Origin of the sequence: Shewanella sp. SR43-8 (assembly GCF_014163775.1) — a bacterium.
Taxonomy (GTDB): domain Bacteria; phylum Pseudomonadota; class Gammaproteobacteria; order Enterobacterales; family Shewanellaceae; genus Shewanella; species Shewanella vesiculosa.
In genome coordinates this window covers 20,322-45,648 of record NZ_JACJDX010000013.1, presented here as the reverse complement: position 1 = coordinate 45,648, position 25,327 = coordinate 20,322, and the positions used below count along the sequence as shown (strand labels likewise).

Annotated in this window: 23 protein-coding genes; 14 read left to right on the top strand and 9 right to left on the bottom strand. The window is 42.6% G+C overall.

Annotated elements, in window-relative coordinates:
• Positions 1-112: 112 nt before the first annotated feature.
• The gene (locus H5114_RS16665; protein ID WP_182696882.1) at positions 113-1,222 is read right to left on the bottom strand and encodes a phosphoribosylaminoimidazolesuccinocarboxamide synthase; all 1,110 of its coding nucleotides are present in this window, start codon (positions 1,220-1,222) and stop codon (positions 113-115) included.
• Between the two features lie 210 nt (positions 1,223-1,432).
• Between H5114_RS16665 and H5114_RS16660 the strand changes: the two genes are divergently transcribed.
• Positions 1,433-2,401 (top strand): DMT family transporter, encoded by a 969-nt coding sequence (locus H5114_RS16660; RefSeq protein ID WP_182723527.1) that lies wholly within the window; start codon positions 1,433-1,435, stop codon positions 2,399-2,401.
• A gap of 14 nt (positions 2,402-2,415) precedes the next feature.
• On the opposite strand, the gene H5114_RS16655 is transcribed toward H5114_RS16660, so the two are convergent.
• The 4 genes from H5114_RS16655 to uvrA form a co-directional block, all read right to left on the bottom strand.
• Positions 2,416-2,577 (bottom strand): hypothetical protein, encoded by a 162-nt coding sequence (locus H5114_RS16655; RefSeq protein ID WP_182696880.1) that lies wholly within the window; start codon positions 2,575-2,577, stop codon positions 2,416-2,418.
• A gap of 168 nt (positions 2,578-2,745) precedes the next feature.
• On the bottom strand, positions 2,746-4,635 hold the full coding sequence (locus tag H5114_RS16650) for a DEAD/DEAH box helicase (RefSeq protein WP_182723526.1): 1,890 nt from the start codon (positions 4,633-4,635) through the stop codon (positions 2,746-2,748).
• Between the two features lie 254 nt (positions 4,636-4,889).
• Positions 4,890-5,873 (bottom strand): M20/M25/M40 family metallo-hydrolase, encoded by a 984-nt coding sequence (locus H5114_RS16645; RefSeq protein ID WP_182723525.1) that lies wholly within the window; start codon positions 5,871-5,873, stop codon positions 4,890-4,892.
• Positions 5,874-5,914: 41 nt separating this feature from the next.
• Complete coding sequence (uvrA, locus tag H5114_RS16640; RefSeq protein ID WP_182723524.1) at positions 5,915-8,767, bottom strand: excinuclease ABC subunit UvrA; 2,853 nt, start codon at positions 8,765-8,767, stop codon at positions 5,915-5,917.
• A gap of 255 nt (positions 8,768-9,022) precedes the next feature.
• Here uvrA and H5114_RS16635 point away from each other — a divergent pair, with 255 nt between their 5' ends.
• Together H5114_RS16635 and ssb are read left to right on the top strand one after the other, a co-directional pair.
• Positions 9,023-10,390: an MFS transporter gene (locus H5114_RS16635; RefSeq protein ID WP_182723523.1), complete on the top strand. Its 1,368-nt coding sequence runs from the start codon at positions 9,023-9,025 to the stop codon at positions 10,388-10,390.
• 65 nt (positions 10,391-10,455) lie between these two features.
• A complete protein-coding gene (gene ssb, locus H5114_RS16630) occupies positions 10,456-11,166 on the top strand; it encodes a single-stranded DNA-binding protein (protein ID WP_124015287.1) in 711 nt (236 codons plus the stop codon).
• 114 nt (positions 11,167-11,280) lie between these two features.
• Here the strand turns inward: ssb and H5114_RS16625 are convergent, their stop codons facing one another.
• Positions 11,281-12,027, bottom strand: a complete 747-nt coding sequence (locus H5114_RS16625) for a phosphatase (RefSeq protein ID WP_182696876.1) — start codon at positions 12,025-12,027, stop codon at positions 11,281-11,283.
• A gap of 317 nt (positions 12,028-12,344) precedes the next feature.
• Here H5114_RS16625 and H5114_RS16620 point away from each other — a divergent pair, with 317 nt between their 5' ends.
• From H5114_RS16620 to H5114_RS16580, 9 genes are all read left to right on the top strand, one after another.
• Complete coding sequence (locus tag H5114_RS16620; RefSeq protein WP_124015285.1) at positions 12,345-12,563, top strand: DUF6500 family protein; 219 nt, start codon at positions 12,345-12,347, stop codon at positions 12,561-12,563.
• A 294-nt stretch (positions 12,564-12,857) separates the two neighbouring features.
• A complete protein-coding gene (locus tag H5114_RS16615) occupies positions 12,858-13,631 on the top strand; it encodes a VacJ family lipoprotein (protein WP_182696874.1) in 774 nt (257 codons plus the stop codon).
• Positions 13,632-13,634: 3 nt separating this feature from the next.
• On the top strand, positions 13,635-14,036 hold the full coding sequence (locus H5114_RS16610) for an ATP-binding protein (RefSeq protein ID WP_124015283.1): 402 nt from the start codon (positions 13,635-13,637) through the stop codon (positions 14,034-14,036).
• Between the two features lie 6 nt (positions 14,037-14,042).
• Positions 14,043-14,372 (top strand): STAS domain-containing protein, encoded by a 330-nt coding sequence (locus H5114_RS16605; RefSeq protein WP_124015282.1) that lies wholly within the window; start codon positions 14,043-14,045, stop codon positions 14,370-14,372.
• The gene (locus tag H5114_RS16600; RefSeq protein ID WP_182723522.1) at positions 14,365-15,162 is read left to right on the top strand and encodes an ABC transporter ATP-binding protein; all 798 of its coding nucleotides are present in this window, start codon (positions 14,365-14,367) and stop codon (positions 15,160-15,162) included. The genes H5114_RS16605 and H5114_RS16600 overlap by 8 nt, the downstream gene beginning before the upstream one ends.
• On the top strand, positions 15,162-15,956 hold the full coding sequence (locus tag H5114_RS16595) for an ABC transporter permease (RefSeq protein WP_182696872.1): 795 nt from the start codon (positions 15,162-15,164) through the stop codon (positions 15,954-15,956). The genes H5114_RS16600 and H5114_RS16595 overlap by 1 nt, the downstream gene beginning before the upstream one ends.
• 12 nt (positions 15,957-15,968) lie before the next feature.
• Positions 15,969-16,418 carry an outer membrane lipid asymmetry maintenance protein MlaD gene (mlaD, locus tag H5114_RS16590; protein WP_182723521.1) on the top strand — a complete coding sequence of 150 codons (450 nt, stop codon included), beginning with the start codon at positions 15,969-15,971 and terminating at the stop codon, positions 16,416-16,418.
• A complete protein-coding gene (locus tag H5114_RS16585; protein WP_182723520.1) occupies positions 16,418-16,993 on the top strand; it encodes a phospholipid-binding protein MlaC in 576 nt (191 codons plus the stop codon). Before mlaD ends, H5114_RS16585 begins: the two co-directional genes overlap by 1 nt.
• A 10-nt stretch (positions 16,994-17,003) precedes the next feature.
• Positions 17,004-18,161 carry a PP2C family protein-serine/threonine phosphatase gene (locus H5114_RS16580; RefSeq protein WP_182696870.1) on the top strand — a complete coding sequence of 386 codons (1,158 nt, stop codon included), beginning with the start codon at positions 17,004-17,006 and terminating at the stop codon, positions 18,159-18,161.
• A gap of 158 nt (positions 18,162-18,319) precedes the next feature.
• Here H5114_RS16580 and hmpA read toward each other — a convergent pair whose 3' ends face one another.
• On the bottom strand, positions 18,320-19,501 hold the full coding sequence (gene hmpA / locus H5114_RS16575; RefSeq protein WP_182723519.1) for an NO-inducible flavohemoprotein: 1,182 nt from the start codon (positions 19,499-19,501) through the stop codon (positions 18,320-18,322).
• Between the two features lie 186 nt (positions 19,502-19,687).
• Between hmpA and norR the strand changes: the two genes are divergently transcribed.
• Together norR and H5114_RS16565 are read left to right on the top strand one after the other, a co-directional pair.
• Positions 19,688-21,268: a nitric oxide reductase transcriptional regulator NorR gene (norR, locus tag H5114_RS16570; RefSeq protein WP_182723518.1), complete on the top strand. Its 1,581-nt coding sequence runs from the start codon at positions 19,688-19,690 to the stop codon at positions 21,266-21,268.
• A gap of 150 nt (positions 21,269-21,418) precedes the next feature.
• Positions 21,419-22,165, top strand: coding sequence for a DUF1499 domain-containing protein (locus H5114_RS16565; RefSeq protein ID WP_235781718.1), 747 nt, complete (start codon positions 21,419-21,421; stop codon positions 22,163-22,165).
• A gap of 144 nt (positions 22,166-22,309) precedes the next feature.
• On the opposite strand, the gene H5114_RS16560 is transcribed toward H5114_RS16565, so the two are convergent.
• Positions 22,310-24,046 carry a tannase/feruloyl esterase family alpha/beta hydrolase gene (locus H5114_RS16560; protein WP_182723517.1) on the bottom strand — a complete coding sequence of 579 codons (1,737 nt, stop codon included), beginning with the start codon at positions 24,044-24,046 and terminating at the stop codon, positions 22,310-22,312.
• A gap of 335 nt (positions 24,047-24,381) precedes the next feature.
• Complete coding sequence (locus H5114_RS16555) at positions 24,382-25,101, bottom strand: FadR/GntR family transcriptional regulator (RefSeq protein ID WP_310736175.1); 720 nt, start codon at positions 25,099-25,101, stop codon at positions 24,382-24,384.
• Between the last annotated feature and the right edge of the window lie 226 nt (positions 25,102-25,327).

Below are 25,327 nucleotides of genomic sequence, written 5' to 3'. Positions count from 1 at the left end.
TGTCATCCTTTTTTTATGAGGCATGGTGTATAAACCCGTTACGGTTATTGCGTGCTATGTGCAGATTCGCACACATAAAAAAGGCGCCTAAGCGCCTTTTTGTTAAGCAAACTTAGATTGATTCAATTAAATCATACTGTTCACGTAACACTTTAATAATGTCAGCTTTTGGATTCGCAGGTAATGGAATCGTGGCTCCAGTTACTTTTTCAGCCACACCAATATAAGTGCGTGATACGCTCATCATAGCCTCTAACGGCAAGTCGTTGTCACGGGCAAGCGCCTCACGTTCTGGCATTCTATCTTTGTTTAACAAAATGTCGGCATCGTCAAAATGGTTTAACAAGAATTGACGGAAACCTTCTTTAGAATTTTCAACAATCTTACCTTCGCGATAAGCTGCGCCATCCCAAATACGTGATGAATCAGGGGTGCCAACTTCATCCATGTAAATGAGTTTAGCGTTGCCGTCTTTATCGTTTACATAGCCAAACTCAAACTTAGTATCGACAAACACTTGGTCAAGCTTGGCTAGCGCATCAGATATTACCTTAAAGCCTTGCTTGAGCAGAACTTCATATAGGTCGATATCTTGTGGTTTTTCAAAGCCAAATGCTTGGTAGTTGGCTTCAATATCACTGCGGCTAATATTGACGTCATCCTGTGCTGGCACACCAGGAATACCGGTTAAAATACCTTTGGTAGACGGGGTGATTAGCAGTTCAGGTAGTTTTTGATCTTTGCTTAAGCCTTCTGGCAGGGTGATGCCACAAAAGACTCGTTCACCTTTTGAATAAGCACGCCACATCGACCCCGTTATGTACTGACGGCAAATAGCTTCTACTTTAATCGGGCGAGCTTTTTGAACGATCCACACAAAAGGGTGTGGAATGTCTAAAATGTGGCTATCGGCTAAACCATTTTCAGCGAACAAGCCAAACCAATGATTAGAAATGGCATTAAGTGCTGCCCCTTTACCTGGGATCCCCTGCAAGTTACCTTCGCCATGAAAAATGCAGTCAAATGCAGAAATGCGATCACTGATCACCATAATCGCCAGCGGAGTATCTTCAGGTACATCGTAACCTTTGTCGCGAATTAAGCGGCGGCTATCAGCATCTGTTAACCAGTAAACACTGCGAACTTTGCCACTGTGAACAGGCTTGTCGGTACGAATAGGTAAATCATTGTTAACTGCAAGAACGGAATCAGCAAGACTCATGCGAGTGTTCCTTAGGTTGAAGGGCGTATAGGGTTTTTATGGCGACTATTTTACCTGCATTAAACGGGTTTGCCACGGGAAAGGGTGAGTTGAAATAGGCTTTTTTGTTATGCGAACAATCTTTGGGTCGTTTAGCAATATCTTGTTCAAGACTTTGTGAGGTTAATCAGGCAAAATTCATTTCCTAAATAGTGTTTGGAATAACAACAATTGAACAGCGAACAAGAAAATATTAATAACCGTTTGGGGCTGATATTCGTGTCTATTGCGGTATTTTTCTGGGGTATTTTGCCTATTGCGTTAAAGCTATCCGGTGGTTTTATTACCCCAGTTACCCTGACTTGGTTTCGGTTTTTCATGGCATTAGTGGTGACCTTGTTAATTCAATGGCGCTTAGGTGCATTACGCCAATTTGCAGGACTGCCGGCAGCGATATGGATGAAATTGGTATTAGCTGGGGTATTGTTGATGTGCAACTACGTATCGTTTGTGTATTCATTAGGCTATTTAGCCCCAGGCACTGCGCAGCTTAATTTTCAAACCGCACCGTTTTTTTTAGCCTTTGGCGGGGTGCTGTTTTTTAAAGAGCGCTTTAATGCATTTCAACTGAGTTGTTTTGCCACCCTAGGATTGGGGATGTTGATGTTTTTCCATCCACAGCTGGATTTAAACCAAGCCAGCGATCATCAAGTATTGATTGGCATTATAATTGTGCAATTTTCGGTGATGTCGTGGACCAGTTATGCATTATTGCAGAAATCGGTAAGTCAGCGGTTATCACCCAGTAATGTGCTGTTATTTATTTACGCATTAGGCATTGTGCTTATGGCGCCATTTAGTGATTTTAGTCAGTTTGAAGCAATGACATTAAACCAATGGTGGATCGTCCTGTTTTGTGGTGCCAACACCTTGATTGCATATGGCTGTTTTGGTCAAGCAATGCAATATTGGCCCACGGCACAAGTCAGTGCCATGTTGGCATTTACACCGGTATTGAGTTTTACTGCGACAGAAGTTGTGGTCAATCTTGGTTGGTGGAGCGGGGTATTTGCCGGTGCCGATATTGATGTGTTGTCATTTGCTGGCATCGTTATGATTGTGTGCTCGGTGTTTGCCGTGCAAATTGTACCCTTGTATCAAAAGCGTAAGCAGGCCAAAGCGTTCAGGACTGTACTGTAAATAGTCGCTAGGCATTAACTATGTTGCGCGAGGTAATAAAGCATTAAACCAAATGCGCTAAATAGTGTGCCGCCAATTATCATCATCCATAGCAAGGTTTTATCTTGCTTGGCTGATTTTGTAGCGTCAAGGAATGTCGAGCCAAATATCTGTGCAACGACGAGTAAAAAATCCATTTAGATTACCTATCGGGTTAATTCATTCGAGAATGATAATATTGCCTACATTCCTGTTGTAGCCAAATTAATTAGTGTTAACTGTTAGTTTTTTTGAACCAAGACTATGTTGTAGAAAACAAAAATGGAGCCCTTAGGCTCCATTTTTTGTGTCATTCAACTGAATGATTAACCGTTGTCACGTGGCTTACGTGGACGACGTTCTGCACTTGCTGGGCGGTCACCCGCTGGACGATCACCCGCTGGGCGGTCAGTACGTGGACGGTCACTACGAGCACGATCACTACGTGGACGACGTGGAGCGCCTGCGCCGCGAGTCGTGTCAGCGAACACTTCATCACCCGCTTCACGAATGTTTAAAGGACGACCACAAACACGCACTTTTCTTAGGTGTGAAAGGATGTCTTTAGGCATTCCGTCTGGTAAATCAACTGTTGTGACTTGATCAAACAATTGGATTTGACCAATGAAACGGCTGTCGATGTTTGCTTCGTTAGCAATTGCACCAACGATGTTACCTACACCAACACCATTTTCACGACCTACATCGATAACATAACGATTCATTTTCACGTCTGGGTTATCTTTTAAGCCTTCTGCATCACCAAAGCTGTTTGGCGCTGGACGGCTGCTACGCTCGCCACGGTCACTGCGTTCACGACGTGGACGATCGCCACGGTCGCTATTGCGGTCACCACGGTCGCTACTACCACGTTCGTCACGTGAATCACGTTGACGCTCGGTAATAGTCGGTAACTGTAGTGGACGTTCTTGCTGTACTTGTTGTAACAAAGCAGCAGCCAGTAAATCGGTATCAACTTCAAGTTGTTGACATAATTCTGCGACAGCGTTTTTCATGAAATCTAAGTCACCGTTGATGGTTTCTTGGATTTGCTCGCCTAAACGAGATAAACGACGCTCTGCAACTGATTCAGGGCTAGGTACTTTCATTGGCGAAATACGGCTGTTTGTAGCACGTTCGATAGTGCGTAACATGCGCATTTCACGATTGGTTACAAATAGAATTGCCATACCAGTACGACCAGCACGACCAGTACGACCGATACGGTGTACATAGGCCTCTGAATCATAAGGAATATCGTAGTTTACTACGTGACCAATACGTTCAACGTCTAGACCACGAGCCGCAACGTCAGTCGCGATTAAAATATCTAACTTGCCGCGCTTAAGCTGCTCTACAGCACGCTCACGAGCTTGCTGATTCATGTCACCATGTAATGGCGATGAAGCATAACCACGGGCTTCTAATTTTTCTGCTAATTCAACACAGCTGTTACGGGTACGAACGAAGATGATAATACCTTCAGTATTTTCAACTTCTAAAACACGTACTAACGCTTCTAGTTTATTGTGTTGTGATACTTGCACATAACGTTGGTCAATAGACTCAACCGTTGTCTGGCTAGACGCTATGCTGATATTCACTGGGTTAGATAAGTGCTTAGCTGCAACGCGCTTAATTTGCTCAGGCATAGTCGCTGAGAATAATGCAAGTTGGCTATCAGCAGGCTTGTGCTCTAATACCCATTCGATATCGTCGATGAAGCCCATTTTTAGCATTTCATCGGCTTCGTCTAATACTAATGCTTTTAAGCTATCTAGTTTTAATGTGCCACGACGCATGTGATCCATTACACGACCTGGAGTACCAACAATCACTTGTGGTCCACGCTTAAGGGCGTTTAATTGTTGTTGCATGCTTTGACCACCGTAAATCGGTAGTACGTGGAAGCCTTTCATGAATTTGGCATAACTACCAAATGCTTCGGCAACTTGAACCGCTAATTCGCGGGTTGGAGCTAACACCAAAATCTGTGGAGCATTGATTTTCATGTCGATTTTGTTTAGTAAAGGCAGGGCAAATGCGCCTGTTTTACCAGTACCAGTTTGTGCTTGACCGATAATATCTTTACCAGCCATAAGCGGGTCGATACTCGCAGCTTGAATTGGAGTTGGGTTTTCATAACCTAACTCGTCAAGCGAACGCAACAAAGACTCAGACAGGCCGAGTTCGCGGAAAGTTCTTTCAGATGACATTGAGTTGTAGCCTTGTGGATGCGCACGAAGTTCGGAAGCTCGTGCTAAAGTTTCACAGACAGAAAATCAACCCCGTGTCGATTTCCCGCGCCGATAAGGGGGCGTATTATAGCAGCAAGATTGCAAGTTGACCACGTAAAAACTGAAAATAAACATTAATTTGGCCATTAAAGTTGAAGATTGGCCTGATTCTTGATTTTTAAAATCTGTTAATTGGTTGAAAAGTGAACACTTGTTGTCGCAGGTTAAGCGATTTATGGGGCTTTGGTCAGCTTATCGATACTGATCATTTGATACACTGTTTCAGCAACCGCCACGATAAAGTCTATGTCTAAAGTATCGATTGTGTCTTCGGGTGTATGGTATTGAGCATGCGGTGGCACCCCAAAGTACACCCAAGGATAACCCGCTTGGTGAAATGGATAATGATCAGATGCCCTAAGCCAGTCGGTTTTATTCATCCTTCCACTTAACAAATTGCTGCGATGAGTCTTAATGCATAATTGAGTTTTTTGCATTAATTCTTGCTCAATCGATTCAAAATCAACTAGGTTTTTCTGGCCTTCCATGTAAATGGCTTTGCGACGATCGGGATGACCTATCATGTCTAAATTGATGCTCAGTTCAATTTCCATTTGTGGATATTGTTGTAATAAGGCAACTAAAGCATAGCTACCATATAGGCCGGGCTCTTCTGCGTCAGTAGCCACTAGCATTAAGTTCACATCATCTAACGGCGGATCACCTTGCCATTGGGCTGCAATCGCCATCATTCCTGCAATACCTGATGCATTATCATCGGCTCCTGGATAGCGTTTACTGGCTGTTTGACCTAAGTGATCGTAGTGGGCAGTAATGACTCGCCATCGGTTGGAATTGGTTTTTGCTGCAATAGTGGCAATGATATTGACTCCTGAGGCGGTCGAAAATTGATAATCATAACTAAATGGTACGGCAAATGTTGCTTGCCAGGGTTGTAATCCCATTTCAGCAAAGCGTTTGATTAAGAACTCTTGCGTGAGGCGAGCACCTTGCGTGGCGGTTTTGCGCCCTTGAAATTCTGCAGTGGTTAAGATTGAGATATCTTGGGTGATTTGTTGATGAGCATCGGGCCAGCTGCTTAGCATAGCTGATGAGCATTGGCGCGGCGTTTGACTACAGCCGCTGAGTAAGCCTATTGATAAGCCACACCATAAGCCAAAGCTAACCACCTTAAGACAAGTTTGAGCAGTAAACATGGGGTGTTATCTCCTCTTATTTGCTTAAGGTGGCGGCTTGGTTATTTCATTTTTGCACGTTGTTTGTGAAGCGCCAACATTGGCTTTAAAAATCTAGCGGTATGCGATTGAGGATGTTCAGCTACATCTTCTGGAGTGCCAGCAGCTAAAATCATGCCGCCGCCAGCGCCACCTTCAGGGCCTAAATCAATAATCCAATCTGCGGTTTTTATCACATCTAAATTATGTTCAATCACTACCACAGTGTTGCCATGAGATTTCAAGCGATGCAGTACATCTAACAATAGTTGAATGTCGGCAAAGTGCAGCCCTGTAGTGGGTTCATCCAAAATATATAAGGTTTTTCCGGTATCGCGTTTAGACAACTCTTTAGCCAGTTTTACTCGCTGAGCTTCACCACCAGACAAGGTCGTTGCACTTTGGCCTAAGCGAATATACGCCAAGCCGACATCGATTAAGGTTTGCAGTTTACGCGCAATAGAGGGAATGGCATCAAAATAGACGCGAGCATCTTCAACGGTCATCTGCAGTACTTCGTGAATGTTTTTGCCTTTGTATTTTACTTCTAAGGTTTCACGGTTATAACGCTTACCTTTACACGAATCGCAAGGCACATAAACATCAGGTAAGAAGTGCATTTCGACTTTAATTAAACCATCACCTTGGCAGGCTTCACAACGACCGCCTTTGACGTTAAACGAGAAGCGCCCCACTCGATAACCCCGGGTACGTGATTCTTGCGTGCCAGCAAACAGCTCACGGATTGGGGTGAAAATACCGGTATAAGTAGCAGGGTTTGAACGCGGTGTTCGACCAATGGGGCTTTGGTCAATATCAACGACTTTGTCACAATGCTCCATGCCTTCAATGCTTCTATAAGGCGCAGGTTCATCGACGGTAGCGCCATTGAGCATCCTATGGGCTATTTTAAAGAAGGTGTCGTTAATCAGTGTCGATTTACCTGAGCCAGATACCCCGGTAATACAGGTAAATAAGCCAACAGGTATGGTTAAATCAACATCTCTTAGGTTATTACCCGATGCGCCAAATAGTTCAATCACTTGTTTTGGGTTCATCGGCGTGCGCTCGTCACTAATGTGAATTTGCTTTTTACCGGAAATATACTGACCCGTGACCGATGCTTCACAGTTAAGAATGTCTTCTAAGGTACCGTCACAAATTACTTCGCCGCCATGCACACCAGCACCTGGACCGATATCAATAACATGGTCTGCAAGGCGAATAGCATCTTCGTCGTGTTCAACCACAATGACGGTATTGCCCAAATCACGTAGGTGAATAAGAGTTTGCAGTAAGCGTTCATTATCGCGTTGATGTAAACCAATTGACGGTTCGTCCAGCACGTACATTACGCCTACTAGCCCGGCACCGATTTGGCTGGCTAAGCGAATGCGTTGTGCTTCGCCACCTGATAAGGTTTCTGCTGATCGCGATAAGCTCAAATAGTTAAGGCCAACATTAACCAAAAAGCCTAAACGTTGGCTGATCTCTTTTAATATTTTTTCGGCAATCTGTGCACGTTGCCCTGCAAACTCAACTGTGTCGAAATACTGTTTGGCTTCGCCAATTGACCACGTGGTGAGCTGCGGTAGATTGAGTTCGCCAATAAACACGTTACGGGCTTCTTCACGTAAGCGCGAACCACTACAGCTGTTACACGGTTGCATATTAATAAATTTAGACAACTCATCGCGCACCGAATTACTTTCGGTTTCGCGGTAGCGGCGATCCATATTATTTAAAATGCCTTCAAACGGATGGTTACGCACCACCACATCACCGCGATCGTTGATGTATTTAAAGGCAATACTTTGTTTGCCTGAACCGTATAGAACAATCTTTTTGATTTTGTCACTCAGCTCGGCATAGGGTTTTTCAACGTCGAACTTATAATGTTCAGCGAGTGAGCTGAGCATTTGAAAATAATAAAAGTTGCGTCTGTCCCAACCTCTAATGGCGCCACCGGCTAAGGATAATTCATCGTTAGCGATCACTCGGTCGGGATCAAAAAACTGCTGTACACCTAAACCGTCACAGGTTTGGCAAGCCCCAGCGGGATTGTTAAACGAAAAGATCCGCGGCTCAAGTTCTGCCATCGAATAGCCACAGTGCGGACAGGCAAAGTTAGCCGAAAAAATCAGTTCTTCTTTACTGCTATCTTCCATACTGGCTATTTTGGCAATACCGCCAGACAGCTCTAATGCAGTTTCAAATGACTCCGCTAAACGCTGTTTCATGTCTTCACGTACTTTGAAGCGGTCAACGACCACTTCAATAGTGTGTTTAATGTGTAAATCTAATGTTGGTGGATCGGTTAAGTCACACACCTCGCCATCAATACGCGCACGGATATATCCCTGAGCTGATAAGCTTTCCAGCAGTTTAACGTGTTCGCCTTTACGATCATTAACCACAGGCGCGAGCAGCATTTGGCGACTGTCTGCTGGCATGGCCAACACTTTATCAACCATTTGGCTAACCGTTTGCGCCGACAAAGGCTGATTATGTGTTGGACAGCGTGGTTCGCCCACTCGGGCAAACAGCAAGCGTAAGTAGTCATAGATTTCGGTAATAGTACCGACCGTTGAACGCGGATTATGTGAAGTGGATTTTTGTTCAATTGAAATGGCGGGGCTTAAGCCTTCAATATGATCGACATCAGGTTTTTCCATTAAGCTCAAGAATTGACGAGCATAGGCTGACAGCGATTCAACATAGCGACGTTGGCCTTCTGCATACAAGGTATCGAAGGCTAATGATGATTTTCCTGAACCGGATAACCCAGTTATCACAATAAGTTTGTCACGGGGAATGGTTAGATTGATATTTTTAAGATTGTGGGTTCGGGCACCGCGTATTTCAATTTTATCCATCGTTTCACTCTATGACTTATGTAAATAAAACAGCGATCAGTATCGCATAGTTTGTTAGCTGACTTCATATCAATTTTGATTAAGTCGATTTTATGGTACGCATCGAACCGCGCTAAAGTTCAGGACTAAAATTTAACATGTACAAATAAAAGACCTTATATACAAAACTGTGATTTCCTTTTGAGCTAATTTATGACGCTGTGATAATATGCGCATCTTATAATATTGTTGAATGACTTATCGAAGGGCAACAGCATGGCCAGTAATGGACTGTCGGGTATGGAGAAAAAGGTCGCATTTTCGTTAGCCAGTGTGTTTGGCTTACGCATGATGGGCTTGTTTATGATTATGCCTGTCTTCGCGCTGTATGGTCAGCATTTAGAAGGTTTCTCGCCGCTTTGGGTTGGTATTGCCATTGGTGCCTACGGATTAACTCAAGCTTTTTTACAGATCCCTATGGGGATTTTGTCCGACAAATACGGACGAAAGCCAATTATTCTTGGTGGTTTAGTCTTGTTTGCCATTGGGAGTTTAATTGCTGCATCGTCTGACCATATTTACGGTGTGGTGTTTGGCCGCGCAGTACAAGGTATGGGCGCCATTGCTGCGGCAGTGCTAGCACTTGCTGCCGACTTAACCCGAGACGAACAACGTACCAAAGTCATGGCCATTATCGGCATGTGCATTGGTTTTTCATTCGCCTTGTCGTTATTAGTTGGACCGATTGTAGCGCAATACATGGGCTTAACTGGGCTATTTTTGTTAACAGCGGTGTTAGCGGTATTGGGGATGTTGATAGTGCAGTTTTTTGTGCCTAATCCTATTCGCCATGCGCCTAAAGGCGATACCGTCGCGACACCGACAAAACTTAAACGTATGTTGCAAGACCCGCAGCTGTTTCGCTTAGATGCTGGGATTTTTATTCTGCATTTAGTGCTCACCGCTGTGTTTGTAGCATTGCCGCTCGATTTAGTTGATGCCGGCTTAGTGAAAGAAAAACATTGGATGCTGTATTTCCCCGCTTTTGTTGGTGCCTTTTTCTTAATGGTGCCATTAATCATTATTGGGGTGAAACGCAACAATACTAAAACCATGTTCCAAATCGCGTTGGTCATCATGATGGTATCACTGGCGGCGATGGGGCTTTATGCCAACAACCTCTGGGTGTTAAGTGGCGCCGTGGTATTATTTTTTACCGGTTTTAATTACCTTGAAGCATCATTGCCGAGTTTAATTGCTAAGTTTTGTCCTGTCGGCGATAAAGGGTCGGCTATGGGCGTGTATTCAACCAGCCAGTTTTTAGGTGCATTTTGTGGCGGCATGTTAGGCGGCGGAGCCTATCAACTTGTTGGCGCTTCTGGGGTATTTTTTGTCGCATTAGGGCTAATGTGCGTGTGGTTATTGTTAACCATAGGCATGCAAAAACCTGTGTTATTGAAAAGCTATACGCTTGAAGCAACAGTAAAAGATAAATCCGACGCACAAAATATGGCCAGTAGTTTGTCGCAGCTAATCGGTGTTGTCGAGGCCATAGTCGTGCTTGAAGATAAAGTGGCTTATTTAAAGGTCGATGATAAATTCAATTTAAGCGAAGCGCGAGCTGTGTTAGGCTCTGTGAATTAGATCGTGTTGATCGTACAGCTTAGTATTCAGATAAAGTAAACAGATAAAAATCTCAGGAGATTTCGATGGCCAGTCGTGGTGTGAATAAAGTAATTTTGGTAGGTAACTTAGGTAAAGATCCTGAGGTTCGTTACATGCCAAACGGCAACGCCGTAGCCAACTTTACTATAGCGACAAGTGAGTCGTGGAAAGACCAGCAAGGTCAAATGCAAGAACGTACTGAGTGGCATAACATTGTGATGTATCGCCGTCTTGCAGAAATTGCTGGCGAGTACTTAAAAAAAGGCTCTAAAGTTTATTTAGAAGGCAAATTGCAAACCAGTAAATGGCAAGATCAGGCTACCGGTCAAGACCGTTACAAGACTGAAATTAACGCCATGGAAATGCAAATGTTAGACAGCCGCAACTCTGGTGATAACAGCGGTGGTGGTCAATATCAGGGACAAGGTCAAAGCTCGGGACAAAACATGGGACAACAACAGTCTCGTCCTGCACCGGCTCCTCAAGCTCGTCCGCCACAGGCACAATACAATCAAGCAGCACCTGCCACAGGTAATGCAGCTTACCAAGCTCAGCCAAATGCCGGTCAGCAAGGCGGTTATCAGCAACAGGCTGCGCCAGCACAACAAGCTGCACCAGCTTACGCACCAAAGCCAGCGGCACCACAGGGTAATTTCCAACCACAAAATGCCCCTGCACAGCGTCCAGCTCCACAGCCACAGCAAAATTTCACCCCAGATTTAGATGAAGGTTGGGATGACGATATCCCGTTCTAGGACACATGATTTATCGTGTTAACTAAACCTTTAAGGCCTGCTTTTGCAGGCCTTTTTTATGTCAGATAACTAAGATCGCTGTGCCTGTCACAGTGCCGTTTGGGATAGGATCAACTAGTCGATTAAAGCAGAGTATTCGTCAAGTGACTTATGACCTCTAGCCGTCAGAAAGTTCAACAACGCTTCAGGGCTTCGGTTTAGTAAGCGTTCAATTGGAAACGCGACTGTTTCAATGACCTCAACAGCTTTTTCAAACTCGCCTAAGCTAAACGCGACATGAGAATCAGAGCCCATAACCAGCAGTCCACCGGCTTCTTTTACGGCATTAGCAATTTCAATACAATTTGGTGCACTGCCTTTTCTAGAGGCTAAAAAAGAGGAGTTATTTATCTCTAGTGCCACGTTATATTTTGCTGCGGCCGCGGCAACACGCTGAATATCGATGGGATACGCGGGATTGCCAGGATGAGTAATGATGTCGACATTACCGCTTGCAATCGCATTGATTAGCGCCGTGGTGTGAGCCTCTTTGGTTGATGGCGGAAAAACGGGTTCATGAAAACCTGCCAATACAATATCGAGTTCTTTTAAATAATCGCCAAAAAAGTCAATTTCGCCATGCTCATTTTTGATATTAGCTTCAATGCCGCGCAGTACACCAATGCCATCAACAATTCGAGGTAACACTTTCATATTCACAAAGTGCCAAAAATGGGGAGCGTCAGCCATATCTGGACCATGATCGGTAATGGCGAATAACTTAAGCCCTTTGGTTTTCGCAACAGACAGGTAATCGTATAAGGTACTATAGGCGTGAGACGACGCTATAGTATGAGCGTGAGTATCAACAAGGAATTTCATGGCGAGTCTCATTGTCCAAATTAAAGAATGTAGACATTCAGTCTACTCCGTTACGTGACTGTTCTCTATGATCACTCCAGCTAAAATAGTAAACCCTCTCATTAAATGAAACGTTATATTAATACTTCGACGACAAGTATAACGATGATTTAACAGTTTATTTATTGTTTAGCGTTGATTACTTTTTTAGCATAGTTCTGTTGATTATTGTATTGGTTACTCTAAGGCGATGTGCTAAACATAGCACTATCTGTGTATCAGATATTAATAAGATATAGGCTATTTTTAGTCAGTTAATTTTAAGTGAAGAGGACATAATGAGAGCCGAACTAAGAGCAAAAATCATCGAAGTGTGTGATAAGAAAATGGCCTTAAAAGGCGATAACGTCGGTTTGTCATTTTACGCTTTCTTTGCTAATAAAAATGATAATCCGGCACTATTGATGGAAGCGGCAACATGGTGGATTGAAACCCATCAATTAGACCATTTTGTCAAAGCCCATAAAATTAAACATATGGTGAATAATGGCTTGTAATCATCTGCAGCACTTATACGCTATGGGTCATCATTAATTCAATAAGCCATCTCGATAGTAAGCCTACTGATGCCTTGATTGATGAGCGGTTGCATATTGTGAACTCAATGATCGAATAAATTATTTTTGAACGATCAATCAAATTGTATTTATCGTTTGCATGGTTTTAATGTTATATTTTCAATCTTGAGCACAATTAGCTGAGCTAAATATAATGCTCACTACCAATATAGGTAGCAGATTTTTTCAATTTAAAAGCTGGAGTTATGAGTGGAATTGATGGGGCGATTAGTTGTGATTATAGGCACTTTACTCTTGTTAAGTGGGTGTGCTAGTACCTCAACACCGGGCGATCCGTTCGAAGCGGTTAATCGAAAAAGCTGGGATTTTAATTACCAGGTTATGGATAAATATGCGTTAAAACCAGCAGCCCAAGGCTATGAAAACGTTCCTCAGCCTATCCGACAAGGTGTGACTAACCTTTTATCAAATCTCAGTGAACCGCTTTACGCATTAAATAACCTCTTGCAATGGAAAGTGACTGACAGTGGCAGTAGTGTGTTACGTTTTGTCGTCAACACAACAATCGGCTTAGTCGGTATTTTTGATCCTGCTACAGACATGGGACTGGCTAAAAAAGAAGAAACATTCGCACAAACCTTTGGTGTTTGGGGGATAGGTAATGGACCATTCATTATGTGGCCTGTTTATGGGGCCAGCACGGCACGTAATACCGTCGGTGATTTTGTTGATATTTTTGTCTATCCCTTGTCTATTCTGACATTTGAGCAAAGAGCGGGGAAATTTGTGCTTGAAGGGTTAGACAGTAGGATTGAATTTCAGCAATATGAACCTATCTTAGATAAGTCATTAGATCCTTATGGCTATGTTAAAGATGTCTATCTACAGCGAGATGCGCACTTAGTCAGTGACGGAAAAGTAGATGAGGCTGATACAGAAGAATTTGATCTAGAGTTCGATGACGAACTATTAGATGATGAGCTATTAGATGAAGCTCCAGTAGATAAAAAAATAGGCGATCAAACTGATATAAAAAATACGGACTAGCCCATGTCAAACATCAAAACGTTTTCATCTTGTACAAGTGAATTAAAAAATATTCGCCAATTTGTGGAACATGCTTGCCAAGACTTTCCCTTTCGCGAAGATAAAGTTAATGAAATCGTATTAGCCGTTGATGAGGCTTGCGCCAATGTGATTCGCCATGGTTACCACATGTCGAAAAAAGGCTGTTTAGAGATAGAGATCAGCAGTGACCATGAACACGCGCGATTTGTGATTAAAGATGTGTGTTCGCAGATTACTGATAAACAATTAATACCGCCAGAAAATAATTTATGTGAACCGGGTGGCCTAGGCCTTTGCTTGATCCATTATGTGGCAGAAACCGTAAGATTGCTCCCACATAAAGGTAAAGGTAATTGGTTAGAATTGACGGTTAAATTTGAGTGATATGAAATGAATATTGAAATTGAGCAACAAAATAATTATCAAGTCGTTAAGCTTTATGGTGAAGTCGATCTGAGCAATTCACGCAGTATTAAACTCGACATCATCAAATTAATTAAGAGTAAAAATAACGTTATTGTCGATTTTACCCATCTGCAATATATCGATAGCTCAGGAATGGCGTCATTAGTTGAGGCGTTTAATGAGGCCAAAGAAAACCATACTGAGTTTCATATTGTTGGTGCTAATGGTTCGCCGCTTCAAGTATTGCAATTAACCCGCTTAAACACAGTGTTTAACTTAGCGGATTCAGTAGGTGCTGTAACTCACAATGGTTAAGCCTATTATTACCGTAGAGCATTTGTTTGCCCAGTATGGTGACACCCAAGTACTTAAGGATGTCAATTTAGAGGTCAACCCCGGAGAGATTCTGGTGGTGATGGGCGGTTCTGGCTCAGGTAAAAGTACTTTACTCAATCATATGCTTGGGCTTAAAACACCGGTTTCTGGCACTATCATGATTGATGGTGTGAATATTTTTACGGCTAAAAGTAAACAATTACGTCATTTACGTCAAAAAATGGGTGTCGCTTTTCAAGGTGGCGCACTGCTGAGCTCGTTGACTGTGGCCGATAATGTCAGGTTACCCTTAGAGCAGAATACTTCTTTAGACACCCAAACTATCGATATTATGGTGCGGATGAAGCTTGAACTCATGAATATGGCCGGCACTGGTCATATGATGCCCTCTGAATTATCGGGTGGCATGTTAAAGCGTGCCGGCTTAGCTAGAGCGGTTATCATGGACCCTAAGTTACTATTTTTTGATGAACCGTCGGCAGGACTAGATCCGACTACCGCAGTAGAGTTGGATGAGCTTATTTTAACCTTAAGAGATGCTATGAACATGACCATAGTGGTGGTGACTCATGAGCTTGAAAGTGTGTTTAAAATTGCCGATCGTGTGGTGGTTTTGTTTAACGGCGAAGTCGTGGCAAATGGCACGGTTGACGAGATTAAAAATTCGCCAGATGAACGTATTCAAAATATGATTAACCGCCAACCTAATACTTACCGAGACGATGGCGAGGTTTACTTCAATCGACTGTTAGATAAGGACAATATTTAATGACCGCCTTATTTAATGCGATCAGTAATCTGGGCGCCGCAACACGAAAAAATATCGACAGTTTAGGCCTAGCGACAATGTTTTTACTGCGCATTGTCAGCAGCCTATTTACTGGGCTGGTGTCATTTAAACAAGTGCTCAAGCAAATATACTTTATCGGTAATCGGTCTTTAATCGTCATTATTGTCGCAGCATTATTTACTGGCATGGTGGTGGCGCTGCAATTTTACGACACCTTAGTGCGCTTTGGATCGGTGGATTTGTTGGGTTCGGCAGTGGCCTTGAGTTTGATTAAAGAACTGGGCCCGGTAATGACTGCATTGATGCTGATTGCGCGAGTAGGCTCTGCTACCTGCTCTGAAATTGGTATTATGCGCAATGAGCAGCAGTTTGATGCGCTTGATTGCATGGCGATTAACAGCTATCGCTATGTAATGTTGCCACGTTTACTTGCTGCGTTAATTTGTGTGCCTATTCTAACGGCAGTGTTCGACCTGGTTGGGATAAGCGGTGGTTATATCGTTGGCGTTCACATCCAAGGCGAAAACCCCGGTGCATATATTCAAGGTGTGCTGGATACGATTAGCTTTAAAGATGTGCTGGTTGGTCAAATAAAGTCGTTGGTATTTGGTTTATTTATTATGTGGATACCTTTGTATTACGGCTTTTACTTACACCTGAATCAAAAAAATATGGGCGCTGAAGGCGTCAGTAATGGCACCACTCAGGCAGTGGTAATGAGTGCAATTATTATGCTATTTAGTGACTACATCGTTAGCTCATTAGCGCTATAACTCGAGGTAACAATGAAAAACAATTACGTCAATTTTCTCGTCGGCCTGTTTGTGCTGTGCGGGATTGGAGCCTTGGTATTTATGTCTGTTACCATTGGCGGGGCATCGATTTCTAATAGCGGTCAATATACCTTAGTCGCTAAATTTGAAAACTCTTCAGGTTTAAAAGAGGGGGCTTTTGTTGAAATGTCCGGTGTAAGGGTTGGGTTAATTAAATCGATTAAGTACGACCCTAAAGCGTATGAATCTGTGGTTACAGTGTCATTAGATAACAGCATTATCGTGCCAGATGATTCCGTCGCGTCTATTCGTACATCTGGGATTATCGGTGATAGGTTTCTTAAAATATCCAGCGGTGGATCAGACATCAATATGGAAGATGGTGATGAGTTTATTGATACAGAATCATCAATTAGCATCGAAGAATTAGTTAGTAAATATATGTTTAGTCAGGATAAATAATGAAATCGATAATAGCTTTAATCATAATGTTAGTGATGTCGTCTGTAGCTTTAGCAGCACAAGGACCGACAGATCGGGTTAAATTGGGTGTGTCAGATATCATTAGTATTGCTTCTGATAGCGCTTTGTCGGTTGAACAAAAAAAACAATCGCTCAGTGATGTGATTGAAAAGCATGTGGATATTCAAGCGTCTGCGCAACGCGTATTAGGTAAGTATTGGAGAGAAGCCAGCGACAGCGAAAAGCGTCAATTTATGGTGTTGTTAAAAGGCGTGCTAGTCGATACTTATATTGTATTGTTAGAAAAATATGACAATGAAACCGTTGCTTACACTGGCGAGACCATCAAGAAAAAAGTCTATGCAACGGTAGATACCGACATTCATACCAAAGACAATATCATTCCAGTTTCTTACCAGCTTTATCAGCGCAATGATGAATGGAAAATTTACGATTTTGTAGCGGAAGGTTTATCAATGATCCGTACCTTTAGTAAAGACTATCAAAGTACCTTAAAGAAAAGTGGTGTTTCTGGTTTAAATGAAGCCCTTGCTGCTAAATTAGCCCAAAAGTAAGGTCTTCCCTTTGAGTATAGACAGAGCATTAGCTAATAATATCATTGATGAAACCTTGTGGTTTAAAACCACCTTGGCGCTCACGTTAACTGAGTTTAATTATTATCTCATTAAGAAAAATGGCCAAATTAGCTGTAATTTTTCATCCTTGTGTGATCAACATTACACTAACCTGTATAAACAGTTTCAAGCATTGTCGTTACAGCACAGTACCATTGAGATATTGCCATTAAATGATGATGGCAAGACGTCTTGGGCACTGCCTTTTGGTAAAGATTCGAGCTTATTTGACTGTATCATTTTGCTCGATTTGCCTGCCAATGTAGAGTCGCATCATGTTAGTGCATTGTATTTCAAGCTTTTATATCAGCTAAAAAGTTTTCAATTCTCTGAAGCATCTTCACAGCTCAATGCCGCTCAAGTATGGATCCGCGATGAGATAGAAGAGATTACCCGCTTACAACAGCTAATGTTGCCAGACAAAGGTATTGAACTCAGCTCCGTTAAAATGGCCTACACCTACAAAGCAATGAAAGGCGCTGGTGGCGATTATTTAGATATTGTCGATCTCGGTAAAAGTCGTCCTGACATTCAAGGTGATATAGGAATGATTATTGCCGACGTATCGGGGCATGGCCCAGCCGCTGCCGTAGAGACAGCAATGATAGATGCGATTTTACGCACCTTTGAGCCGAAGAACTTATCCAGTAGCTCTTCAGAAGTACTCAATTATATCAATCAACACTTTTTCACTAAAAAGCCCCGCGGCAGTTTTTTAACCGCCACAGTGCTTCGTTATAATTGTAAAGACAAAGAACTTATTTATGCCAATGCTGGCCATCCGCATGCGTACTTGAAAAAAGCCAATCGACTGGTTGCTCTAGATCAGGGCGGGATACCGATAGGTGTATTGCGTGAGCAAAATTGGGATACCTACAGGGTTAGCGTGGATGTTGGTGATATCTTGTTTGTTTATACTGATGTTGTCATCGAAACTCAAAATGCCCAAAAAGAGCTATTTGGCTTTGATCGCTTAGAAAAAGCCATTAGTGCCGCCCCCGATGAACCCGAAGCTATGCTGGAGTATCTTGAACAGCAAATGAAACTATTTTGCGGTTTTTCAGAGTTTCAGGATGACTTAACCATGTGTGCTATCCAGTTTATTTAAGTTAATAGAGTATTTAATCATTGAGAAGATGAAGATTGGGATGACGATATCCCGTTTTAGGACATCTCCAGCCATAGGTTTAATCGTTTTTTATCAATAACTAAAAAGCCCTGAGTTAACACTCAGGGCTTTTTCTATCTTACGGGTTTATTGGGTGATTAAGCGCTTAATGCTTCAGTTGGGCCAAAGAATTCATAATGAATTTGGTTTTCTGGTATACCTAAGCTGGTGGCGATAGCTAATGCTGCTTTCATAAAGCCAGTAGGGCCAAGTAGGTAAAATTCTACATCGCGGTCTGCAGGCAGTTGCTCTGCAATCAATGATGCATCAATGAAGCCTGTCGCATGAGGTTGGCAATATTGTTCTGGTTGGCTGTAAACATATAGCGGCTTGATGTGATCATGGATTGAGGCAAGTTGATCAACATGGTGTTTAAACGCATGGACATCACTATTAAGAGCCGCATGAATAAAGCGAATATCGCGGCCTGAACCAGCTTCAGTATTGAGCATACTAATCGCAGGCGTAATGCCCACACCGCCGGTGAGTAAAATTAATGGTTTGGTATTTTTACGTAAAGTAAAATCGCCACTGGGGGCACGTAATTTGACTTTATCACCTAACTGAATGTGGTTATGTAAGTGATTTGATACCACACCATTAGGTTCACGCTTGACGCTAATTCTTAAGTAATCATTGCCTGCCGCGTCAGATAAACTGTAGTTACGACGCATTGATACGCCATCGATATCATCAAATACCAAGGTTAGAAATTGACCGGCTTCAAAGCTTGGCAAACCTTTATCATCAAATGGTTGAAAGTAGAATGAGGTAATCACTGAACTTTCATCTACACGTTTTATTAAAATAAACTCACGATCGCCGCGCCAGCCACCAGTTTTCTGTTCGTTCTGTGTATAAATTGACTCTTCAGCCGCAATTAATATGTTGGCTAACTGACCGTAAGCTTTGGCCCAAGCATCAATCACTTCGTCTGTTGCAGCATCGCCGAGTACGGCTTTAATGGCCTGTAATAAACAGCTGCCAACCGCATCATATTGGTGCGGCAATATACCTAGTGCGGTATGCTTTTGGACAATTTTACTGACCGCAGCGCTTAAATTACCTAGTTCATCAATATTGGCACCATAAGCAATCACAGCGTTAGCCAGTGCTTTAGGTTGAGTGCCTTTAGCTTGGTTAGTTTGATTGAAATAAGGCAATACTTCAGGATGCTGGGCAAACAGTAATGGATAGAAATGGCTGGTAATGTCATTGGCGTAAAGTTGTAACGCGGGGACAGTGGCCTTAATAATTTGAACAGTTGCAGTGTCTAACATTCATGATTCCTTTTTGGGGAGTAAATAGCGATAAGCTTCAATCAATTACCTTGTATACCTAGACATTACACAGAACGTGCCAACATTTATCACACTGATTTTAAACATATAAATTTAATAAAGGTTAAATTGACCTAGATCGGTAAGTGTGTCAAATTAACCTAAATTAGGTTTATTTGACTTATTATGAATATTGTTCCCTTTATCGACATTGTAGAAGACTTAAATCGTGACTTGATAAAATCGGAGCGTTACTTGCGGCTGATTTTAGCGATTCAACGCGCTATTCCGTGCGATGTTGTAGCCTTACTGAAGCTTAAACAAGATCATTTGGTGCCTGTAGCTGTGGTGGGCTTAAAGCAAGAAGCGTTAGCGCGACAATTTTCGATTAACCACCATCCACGCTTGCAGCAAATTTTAGCTAACCCACACGTTACCCGCTTCGATGCCGACTCAACACTGCCCGATCCCTATGACGGTTTAGTCGATGATGGCAGTGAACAATTGCACGTGCATGACTGCATGGGTAGCACCATTTATATCGATGGTAAAGCCTGGGGCGTTTTAACCTTAGACGCTATGCAAGCAGGTAGTTTTGATTCGCTTAATCCAACCGAAACCCGTGCTTATATTGCTGCTGTGGCCGCTGCGATTAGTACCAGTGAACATATTGAAGCGTTAGAAATTCAAGTTGAACGTAATCATCAAGTGGCACAGTGCATGTTAGCGACTGCAGGGCCGTCGAGCATTATTGGTAACAGTGGCGCAATTACGGATTTATTGTCAGAGATAAATACTGTTGCCGCCAGCGATCTATCGGTATTAATTACCGGGGAAACTGGTGTGGGTAAAGAGTTGGTTGCCAAAAGCATTCATCAACAATCACGTCGTAGCGAGCAACCGTTAGTACAAATTAACTGTGCAGCACTGCCAGAAAGCATCGTTGAAAGTGAACTCTTTGGTCATGTAAAAGGTGCCTATTCTGGTGCGGTAAGCGATCGTCGGGGCCGCTTTGAGCTTGCCGATGGCGGCACATTATTTTTAGATGAAGTGGGTGAATTACCGTTAGCGGTACAAGCTAAGTTATTGCGTGCATTGCAAAATGGTGAAATTCAGCGTGTTGGTAGCGACAATATTATTGTGGTGGATGTCAGAATTATTGCTGCAACTAATCGTAATTTACAGCTAGAAGTTAAAGAAGGTAGGTTTAGAGCTGACTTGTATCATCGTTTAAGTGTTTATCCATTGCCTGTGCCAGCATTACGAGATCGCGGTAAAGACGTTATTTTATTGGCAGGCTATTTTTTAGAAAAAAGCCAACATCAACTTGGGGTCGCGAAACTGAGGTTGCAACAAAGCGCGATTAATCAATTAGCCCAATATCATTGGCCTGGCAATGTGCGTGAGTTAGAGCACTTGCTGAGTCGCGCTGCCTTAAGGGCCATTAGTGAACAAGGTCGTCATGCTAGTATTATTAGTATTAGCCCTGTGCATCTGGGGTCAGAGTTTATGGCGAGTCATTCTGAAGCACCACAGCAAACCGCGATGGAGAATCAATCCATCAATGATTCAACGGCTAGGTTATCCCAAGTGATAACCCAAGGACTGCGTGATGCCACCGATGAGTATCAGCGGCAAGTCATACAAACAGTATTCGTGACTGAGCGAGGTAACTTAGCTGCAGTTGCAAGGTCCTTAAAGCTAGATAGAAGTAATTTAATTCGTACTATGCGTCGTTTAGCGCTTGATCCTAATACGGGTGAGTAAAGCGAAACAACACTGGTTAAGTCAGTAAACGGTTCGAGCTTATCTTATTGAGTCAGAATATTTTTTTGTTGTTTGAGAAATTTATTAGCACAAATTCAGGTCAATGTAAGTTGAGTGAGATAAATTAGGATTACCTAAAGGATGAATGTGATGCAAAAAAGCAGTTTAAGTAATATTGCGTTAGTGGTGGCATTGGTTGCAGTAGCACTTGCCGTATTAATGGTATTTGGATCGACAATAGGATTATGGGATCCCATAGTCGGCTTCATGGCCAGCCGTAATTACAATAACTTGCTGGGATATGTTGTCGTCGTGATTGGGTTAGTTGCATTAATTACCAGCTTTACCATTAAGCAAAACAGTCGTGCTAAGGGTAGAGGGCTTATCAATTCGACCATAGCATTAGTGCTTGGATTAGGCATATTGGCGCCGAGTATTGTGGCATTGGTTATTGAGCCAGTTAAATACCCACCTATTCACGATATAACCACTAATACCCAATCGCCACCGCAATTTGAATTTTTAACTGACAGCCGTGAAGGCGCTAAAAACAGCTTAGTTTATGGTGGACCCGAAATCGCTGCGCAGCAACTGCAAGCTTTTCCTAATATTAACCCTATAGTGTCAGACTTAACCGCTGATGCGGCTTATCAAAAGGCACTTATGGTTGCGGAGTCAATGGGTTGGACTATTGTCGCTCAAGACCCAAAGGCACGTCGTTTTGAAAGTACCTCAAGAACCCCATTTTTTAACTTCGCAGACGATATTGTTGTGGTCGTGTCTGTATTAGAGCAGGGTAGCCGTATTGATTTACGCAGTGTATCGCGGGTTGGAATCGGCGATCGCGGTGTCAATGCACAACGCATTCAAGAATTTAGCCTGCGGTTTGCTGAATAAATTAAGTCGCAGGTTTTAACAAGTAAAAGGAGCATAGAATGCTCCTTTTACTTGTTAGCTATTAAATAAAGAGGTGCCCAAATGCGTTACAGTGATGGATATCTTGTTCCACAATCTAGTGCGTCATTATGTTGCTTATTGTTTCTATTGCTCAGGAGTCACGCAGATAAAGTTAACTGCATCTTCCATGTTACCTGTACCGCTATAGGTTGCCACTTGTGGGAAAGGGCATAATGGTCTTGTCCGTGTTTTAGACCAGTTAGCGGGTAACTCAGTATTTTCAGAACGAACAGAAGCATTTATGCTCTCAGGTGCTTGCCCTTGTTCTACCCATGCAACGAGAGAGTCAAGCATGTCAAAGCGGTCTGTAGCTAACCCCTTACCGCAATGGTTCATACCAGGGACTAAATATAAGCGAGCAAACTCGTCGGCTTGATTTTCATTGACGTTTTGCAAGCCTTTGTACCAGTTAACTGTATCGTTAGGTGAAAATACTGCGTCAGAAGTACCATGAACGACCATTATCTTAGCGCCTCGATCTCTCAATACAGTTAGATCAGTTGGATTTGGTGGTGTCATGAATGTCATTCCTGACTGGGTGTAAGTATCATCAATCGCATAAATACGCTCAACATCGGTATCCATATCAAAAGGCATCACAAATTCATATGCACCGAGTTCCGTTGAACCATTATAAGGGGTTGGTGCGGTTGAGAATATAAATGCCACAGCGCCTGGATCTCTCATCATCGCCATGAAAAATTCCCAGTTATAATAATCATTGGTGCCCATGCCCGCATCATAGGGGAAGTCTGAATAAATGGCCGCATCTGTATTACTATTACGTGGCCCAGACATAATGTTTGTCATTACTGACTTCTGCGCAGCAGTTAAACATGTGCCATCTCGGTCAGCAGGACAGGTTGGCACATCTCGATCTAAATCAAATGCATCTTGGCAACCATAAGTATCTTGTACCATTCCGTCGCTTGCACCATCTAATGCGTCACATTGCTGTGCGACTTTACTTGAAACGAGTGCAAACTCTTCTTGGGTGAAGCCATTTTGTAAAGATGCGAGCACATTTTCGACGTCAATATCTACTAGGCTTGAATATTGCTGAATACCATAAAGCTGTGAAACAGCTGCTTTGGGTAAGTTGAACCCTGGGTTACCCACTAAGAAACCATCATATAAATCGGCATAGCGTGTTGCGGCAACCATGGTATGGCGTCCACCATTTGAGCAACCTCCAAAGTAAGAACGATCAGGCTGTTTACCATACGCGGTTTCAATTAAAGATTTAGCCATTGGCGTGAGTTCGGCAACCGCATTGTAGCCATAATCTAAGCGTGCCTGAGGATCTAGCCCAAACATGGGTGTTGCTGATGCGTGTCCGGTGTCGGAACTGATGACTGCAAAGCCTTTGTTTAGCGCACCAGAATCCTTGCTTGCAGATGTAAGGAAACGACCAACGGCTTTTTGCACTTTACCATCTAAGCCGCCATTGGCTTGGTAATAAAAACGGCCATTCCAGTCAGACGGTAAACGCATTTCAAAACCAATAGCGTACTCGGCATCACCATCCATCCCTATGCCAGTTCTTTCGTTCATTTTCCCTGTGATTAAACAATGTGAAGGAGACGGGTAAATTTCGCCTGCGTCATATTCCACATCACCCGCGGGGATAAGTTCTGCACTGATAATTGTAGTGTCGGCATAATTGAACTCAGTTGCGAGTGTTGCACAACTGGTGATACTTGCAGGTATGGCGGCCTCAAGTTGTGGAATGCCTTCCGTAGATGAGTCACTATTGCAGCCGTAAAGAGCAATACACAAAGGTGCTAAAGCTAAGGGAATCCATAGATTTTCCGTTTTCATATTAATCCTCATTGTTCATACCTAAATGGTAATATGTTAAACGTATAACATATGATTTGCAGGGTAAATACTGATAAGAATTTAATGACTAATTGGTCTCAGTTTCTACATTGTTGGGAAATAGATCGCAGTTGGTTTGACAAAACAGAAATTTAAGCAGCTTTTAACTAAGATAAATACTTTGCTAGCAATGTGATAATGTCATTTGGATTGGCTGAGGTGTTTTGTACATAGGCTGCAAATCTTGTTGAGCTTTGTTTTACTATGGGTATAAAAACAGGCTCATGAATAAACATGAACCTGCGTATAATCAAGACTGTACAGTATAATAATGCTTATTTTTCAGTGTCTCTATAATCTTTTTCTACAGCGTTGAGCCTTAGGGTAAATGCTTGTAAGTGTGTGCGCATTTCTGCCTCAGCTTGTTGACCGTCTTGTGCGATAACCGCTGCAATAATTGCGTCATGCAGGCCTACTGGATGGACTTTGTCATGGCTAGGTTCAAATTTTGAAGTTGCATTACTGATAACTTGCAACAGAGATTTGACGATAGCCGCGAGAAAACGATTTCCTGACATATCAGCTAAAATATAATGCACTTTCTGGCGTGAATAAACGGTATCAGAATAGTCTAATATGTGTTCTTCACAGCGAGAGGCCTCACGTAATTTTTCTGCCAGTTCAGGGGTGCAATTTTGCGCTGCTAATTTAGCCACCATAGGCTCAATTTGTAATCGTGCCTCGCAGACTTCGGCGAATGACATTTTTTCCATGATGAACAATTCCTGACACACATTAGTCAGTCGTTCAAATGTCATCAGTTTAACGAAAGCGCCACCCATCGCACCTTGTTTAATTTCTACAAGGCCACTCGCTTCAAGTCCTTTAATTGCTTCTCGCACTACAGTGCGACTTATTTGAAACAATTCAATGAGTTCTCGTTCGGATGGTAGTTTATCACCAGCTAAATACTTACCTTCAAAAATAGCATTCTTTAGTTGGTTTCCTATTTCATCGGAAGCTTTCATGTGTTTGACTGAGGTAAAGTTAACCAAGTTCAGTGTCCTAAATTTGTTCTGGTTTATATTCTATCATGCTCATACATATGCTTAATAGTTATGCTGATGAAATATCCTTGTTTTCCCGCTCCTATTTATGCGTCACAACTGCTTGTAAGTATATGACTCAACTTCGATTATTTGCTTTCTGTTGATATTCATCTGTTGAATTTCTCTCATCGGTAATGCCTATTATATTTTTGTTGTTAGAAAGTCACAAAAT

Coding starts and splice junctions, on each gene's coding strand:
- H5114_RS16665 (WP_182696882.1), bottom strand. CDS start 1,222: ATGAGTCTTGCTGATTCCGTTCTTGCAGTTAACAATGATTTACCTATT.
- H5114_RS16655 (WP_182696880.1), bottom strand. CDS start 2,577: ATGGATTTTTTACTCGTCGTTGCACAGATATTTGGCTCGACATTCCTT.
- H5114_RS16650 (WP_182723526.1), bottom strand. CDS start 4,635: ATGTCATCTGAAAGAACTTTCCGCGAACTCGGCCTGTCTGAGTCTTTG.
- H5114_RS16645 (WP_182723525.1), bottom strand. CDS start 5,873: ATGTTTACTGCTCAAACTTGTCTTAAGGTGGTTAGCTTTGGCTTATGG.
- uvrA (WP_182723524.1), bottom strand. CDS start 8,767: ATGGATAAAATTGAAATACGCGGTGCCCGAACCCACAATCTTAAAAAT.
- H5114_RS16635 (WP_182723523.1), top strand. CDS start 9,023: ATGGCCAGTAATGGACTGTCGGGTATGGAGAAAAAGGTCGCATTTTCG.
- ssb (WP_124015287.1), top strand. CDS start 10,456: ATGGCCAGTCGTGGTGTGAATAAAGTAATTTTGGTAGGTAACTTAGGT.
- H5114_RS16625 (WP_182696876.1), bottom strand. CDS start 12,027: ATGAAATTCCTTGTTGATACTCACGCTCATACTATAGCGTCGTCTCAC.
- H5114_RS16620 (WP_124015285.1), top strand. CDS start 12,345: ATGAGAGCCGAACTAAGAGCAAAAATCATCGAAGTGTGTGATAAGAAA.
- H5114_RS16610 (WP_124015283.1), top strand. CDS start 13,635: ATGTCAAACATCAAAACGTTTTCATCTTGTACAAGTGAATTAAAAAAT.
- H5114_RS16605 (WP_124015282.1), top strand. CDS start 14,043: ATGAATATTGAAATTGAGCAACAAAATAATTATCAAGTCGTTAAGCTT.
- H5114_RS16600 (WP_182723522.1), top strand. CDS start 14,365: ATGGTTAAGCCTATTATTACCGTAGAGCATTTGTTTGCCCAGTATGGT.
- H5114_RS16595 (WP_182696872.1), top strand. CDS start 15,162: ATGACCGCCTTATTTAATGCGATCAGTAATCTGGGCGCCGCAACACGA.
- mlaD (WP_182723521.1), top strand. CDS start 15,969: ATGAAAAACAATTACGTCAATTTTCTCGTCGGCCTGTTTGTGCTGTGC.
- H5114_RS16585 (WP_182723520.1), top strand. CDS start 16,418: ATGAAATCGATAATAGCTTTAATCATAATGTTAGTGATGTCGTCTGTA.
- hmpA (WP_182723519.1), bottom strand. CDS start 19,501: ATGTTAGACACTGCAACTGTTCAAATTATTAAGGCCACTGTCCCCGCG.
- norR (WP_182723518.1), top strand. CDS start 19,688: ATGAATATTGTTCCCTTTATCGACATTGTAGAAGACTTAAATCGTGAC.
- H5114_RS16565 (WP_235781718.1), top strand. CDS start 21,419: ATGCAAAAAAGCAGTTTAAGTAATATTGCGTTAGTGGTGGCATTGGTT.
- H5114_RS16560 (WP_182723517.1), bottom strand. CDS start 24,046: ATGAAAACGGAAAATCTATGGATTCCCTTAGCTTTAGCACCTTTGTGT.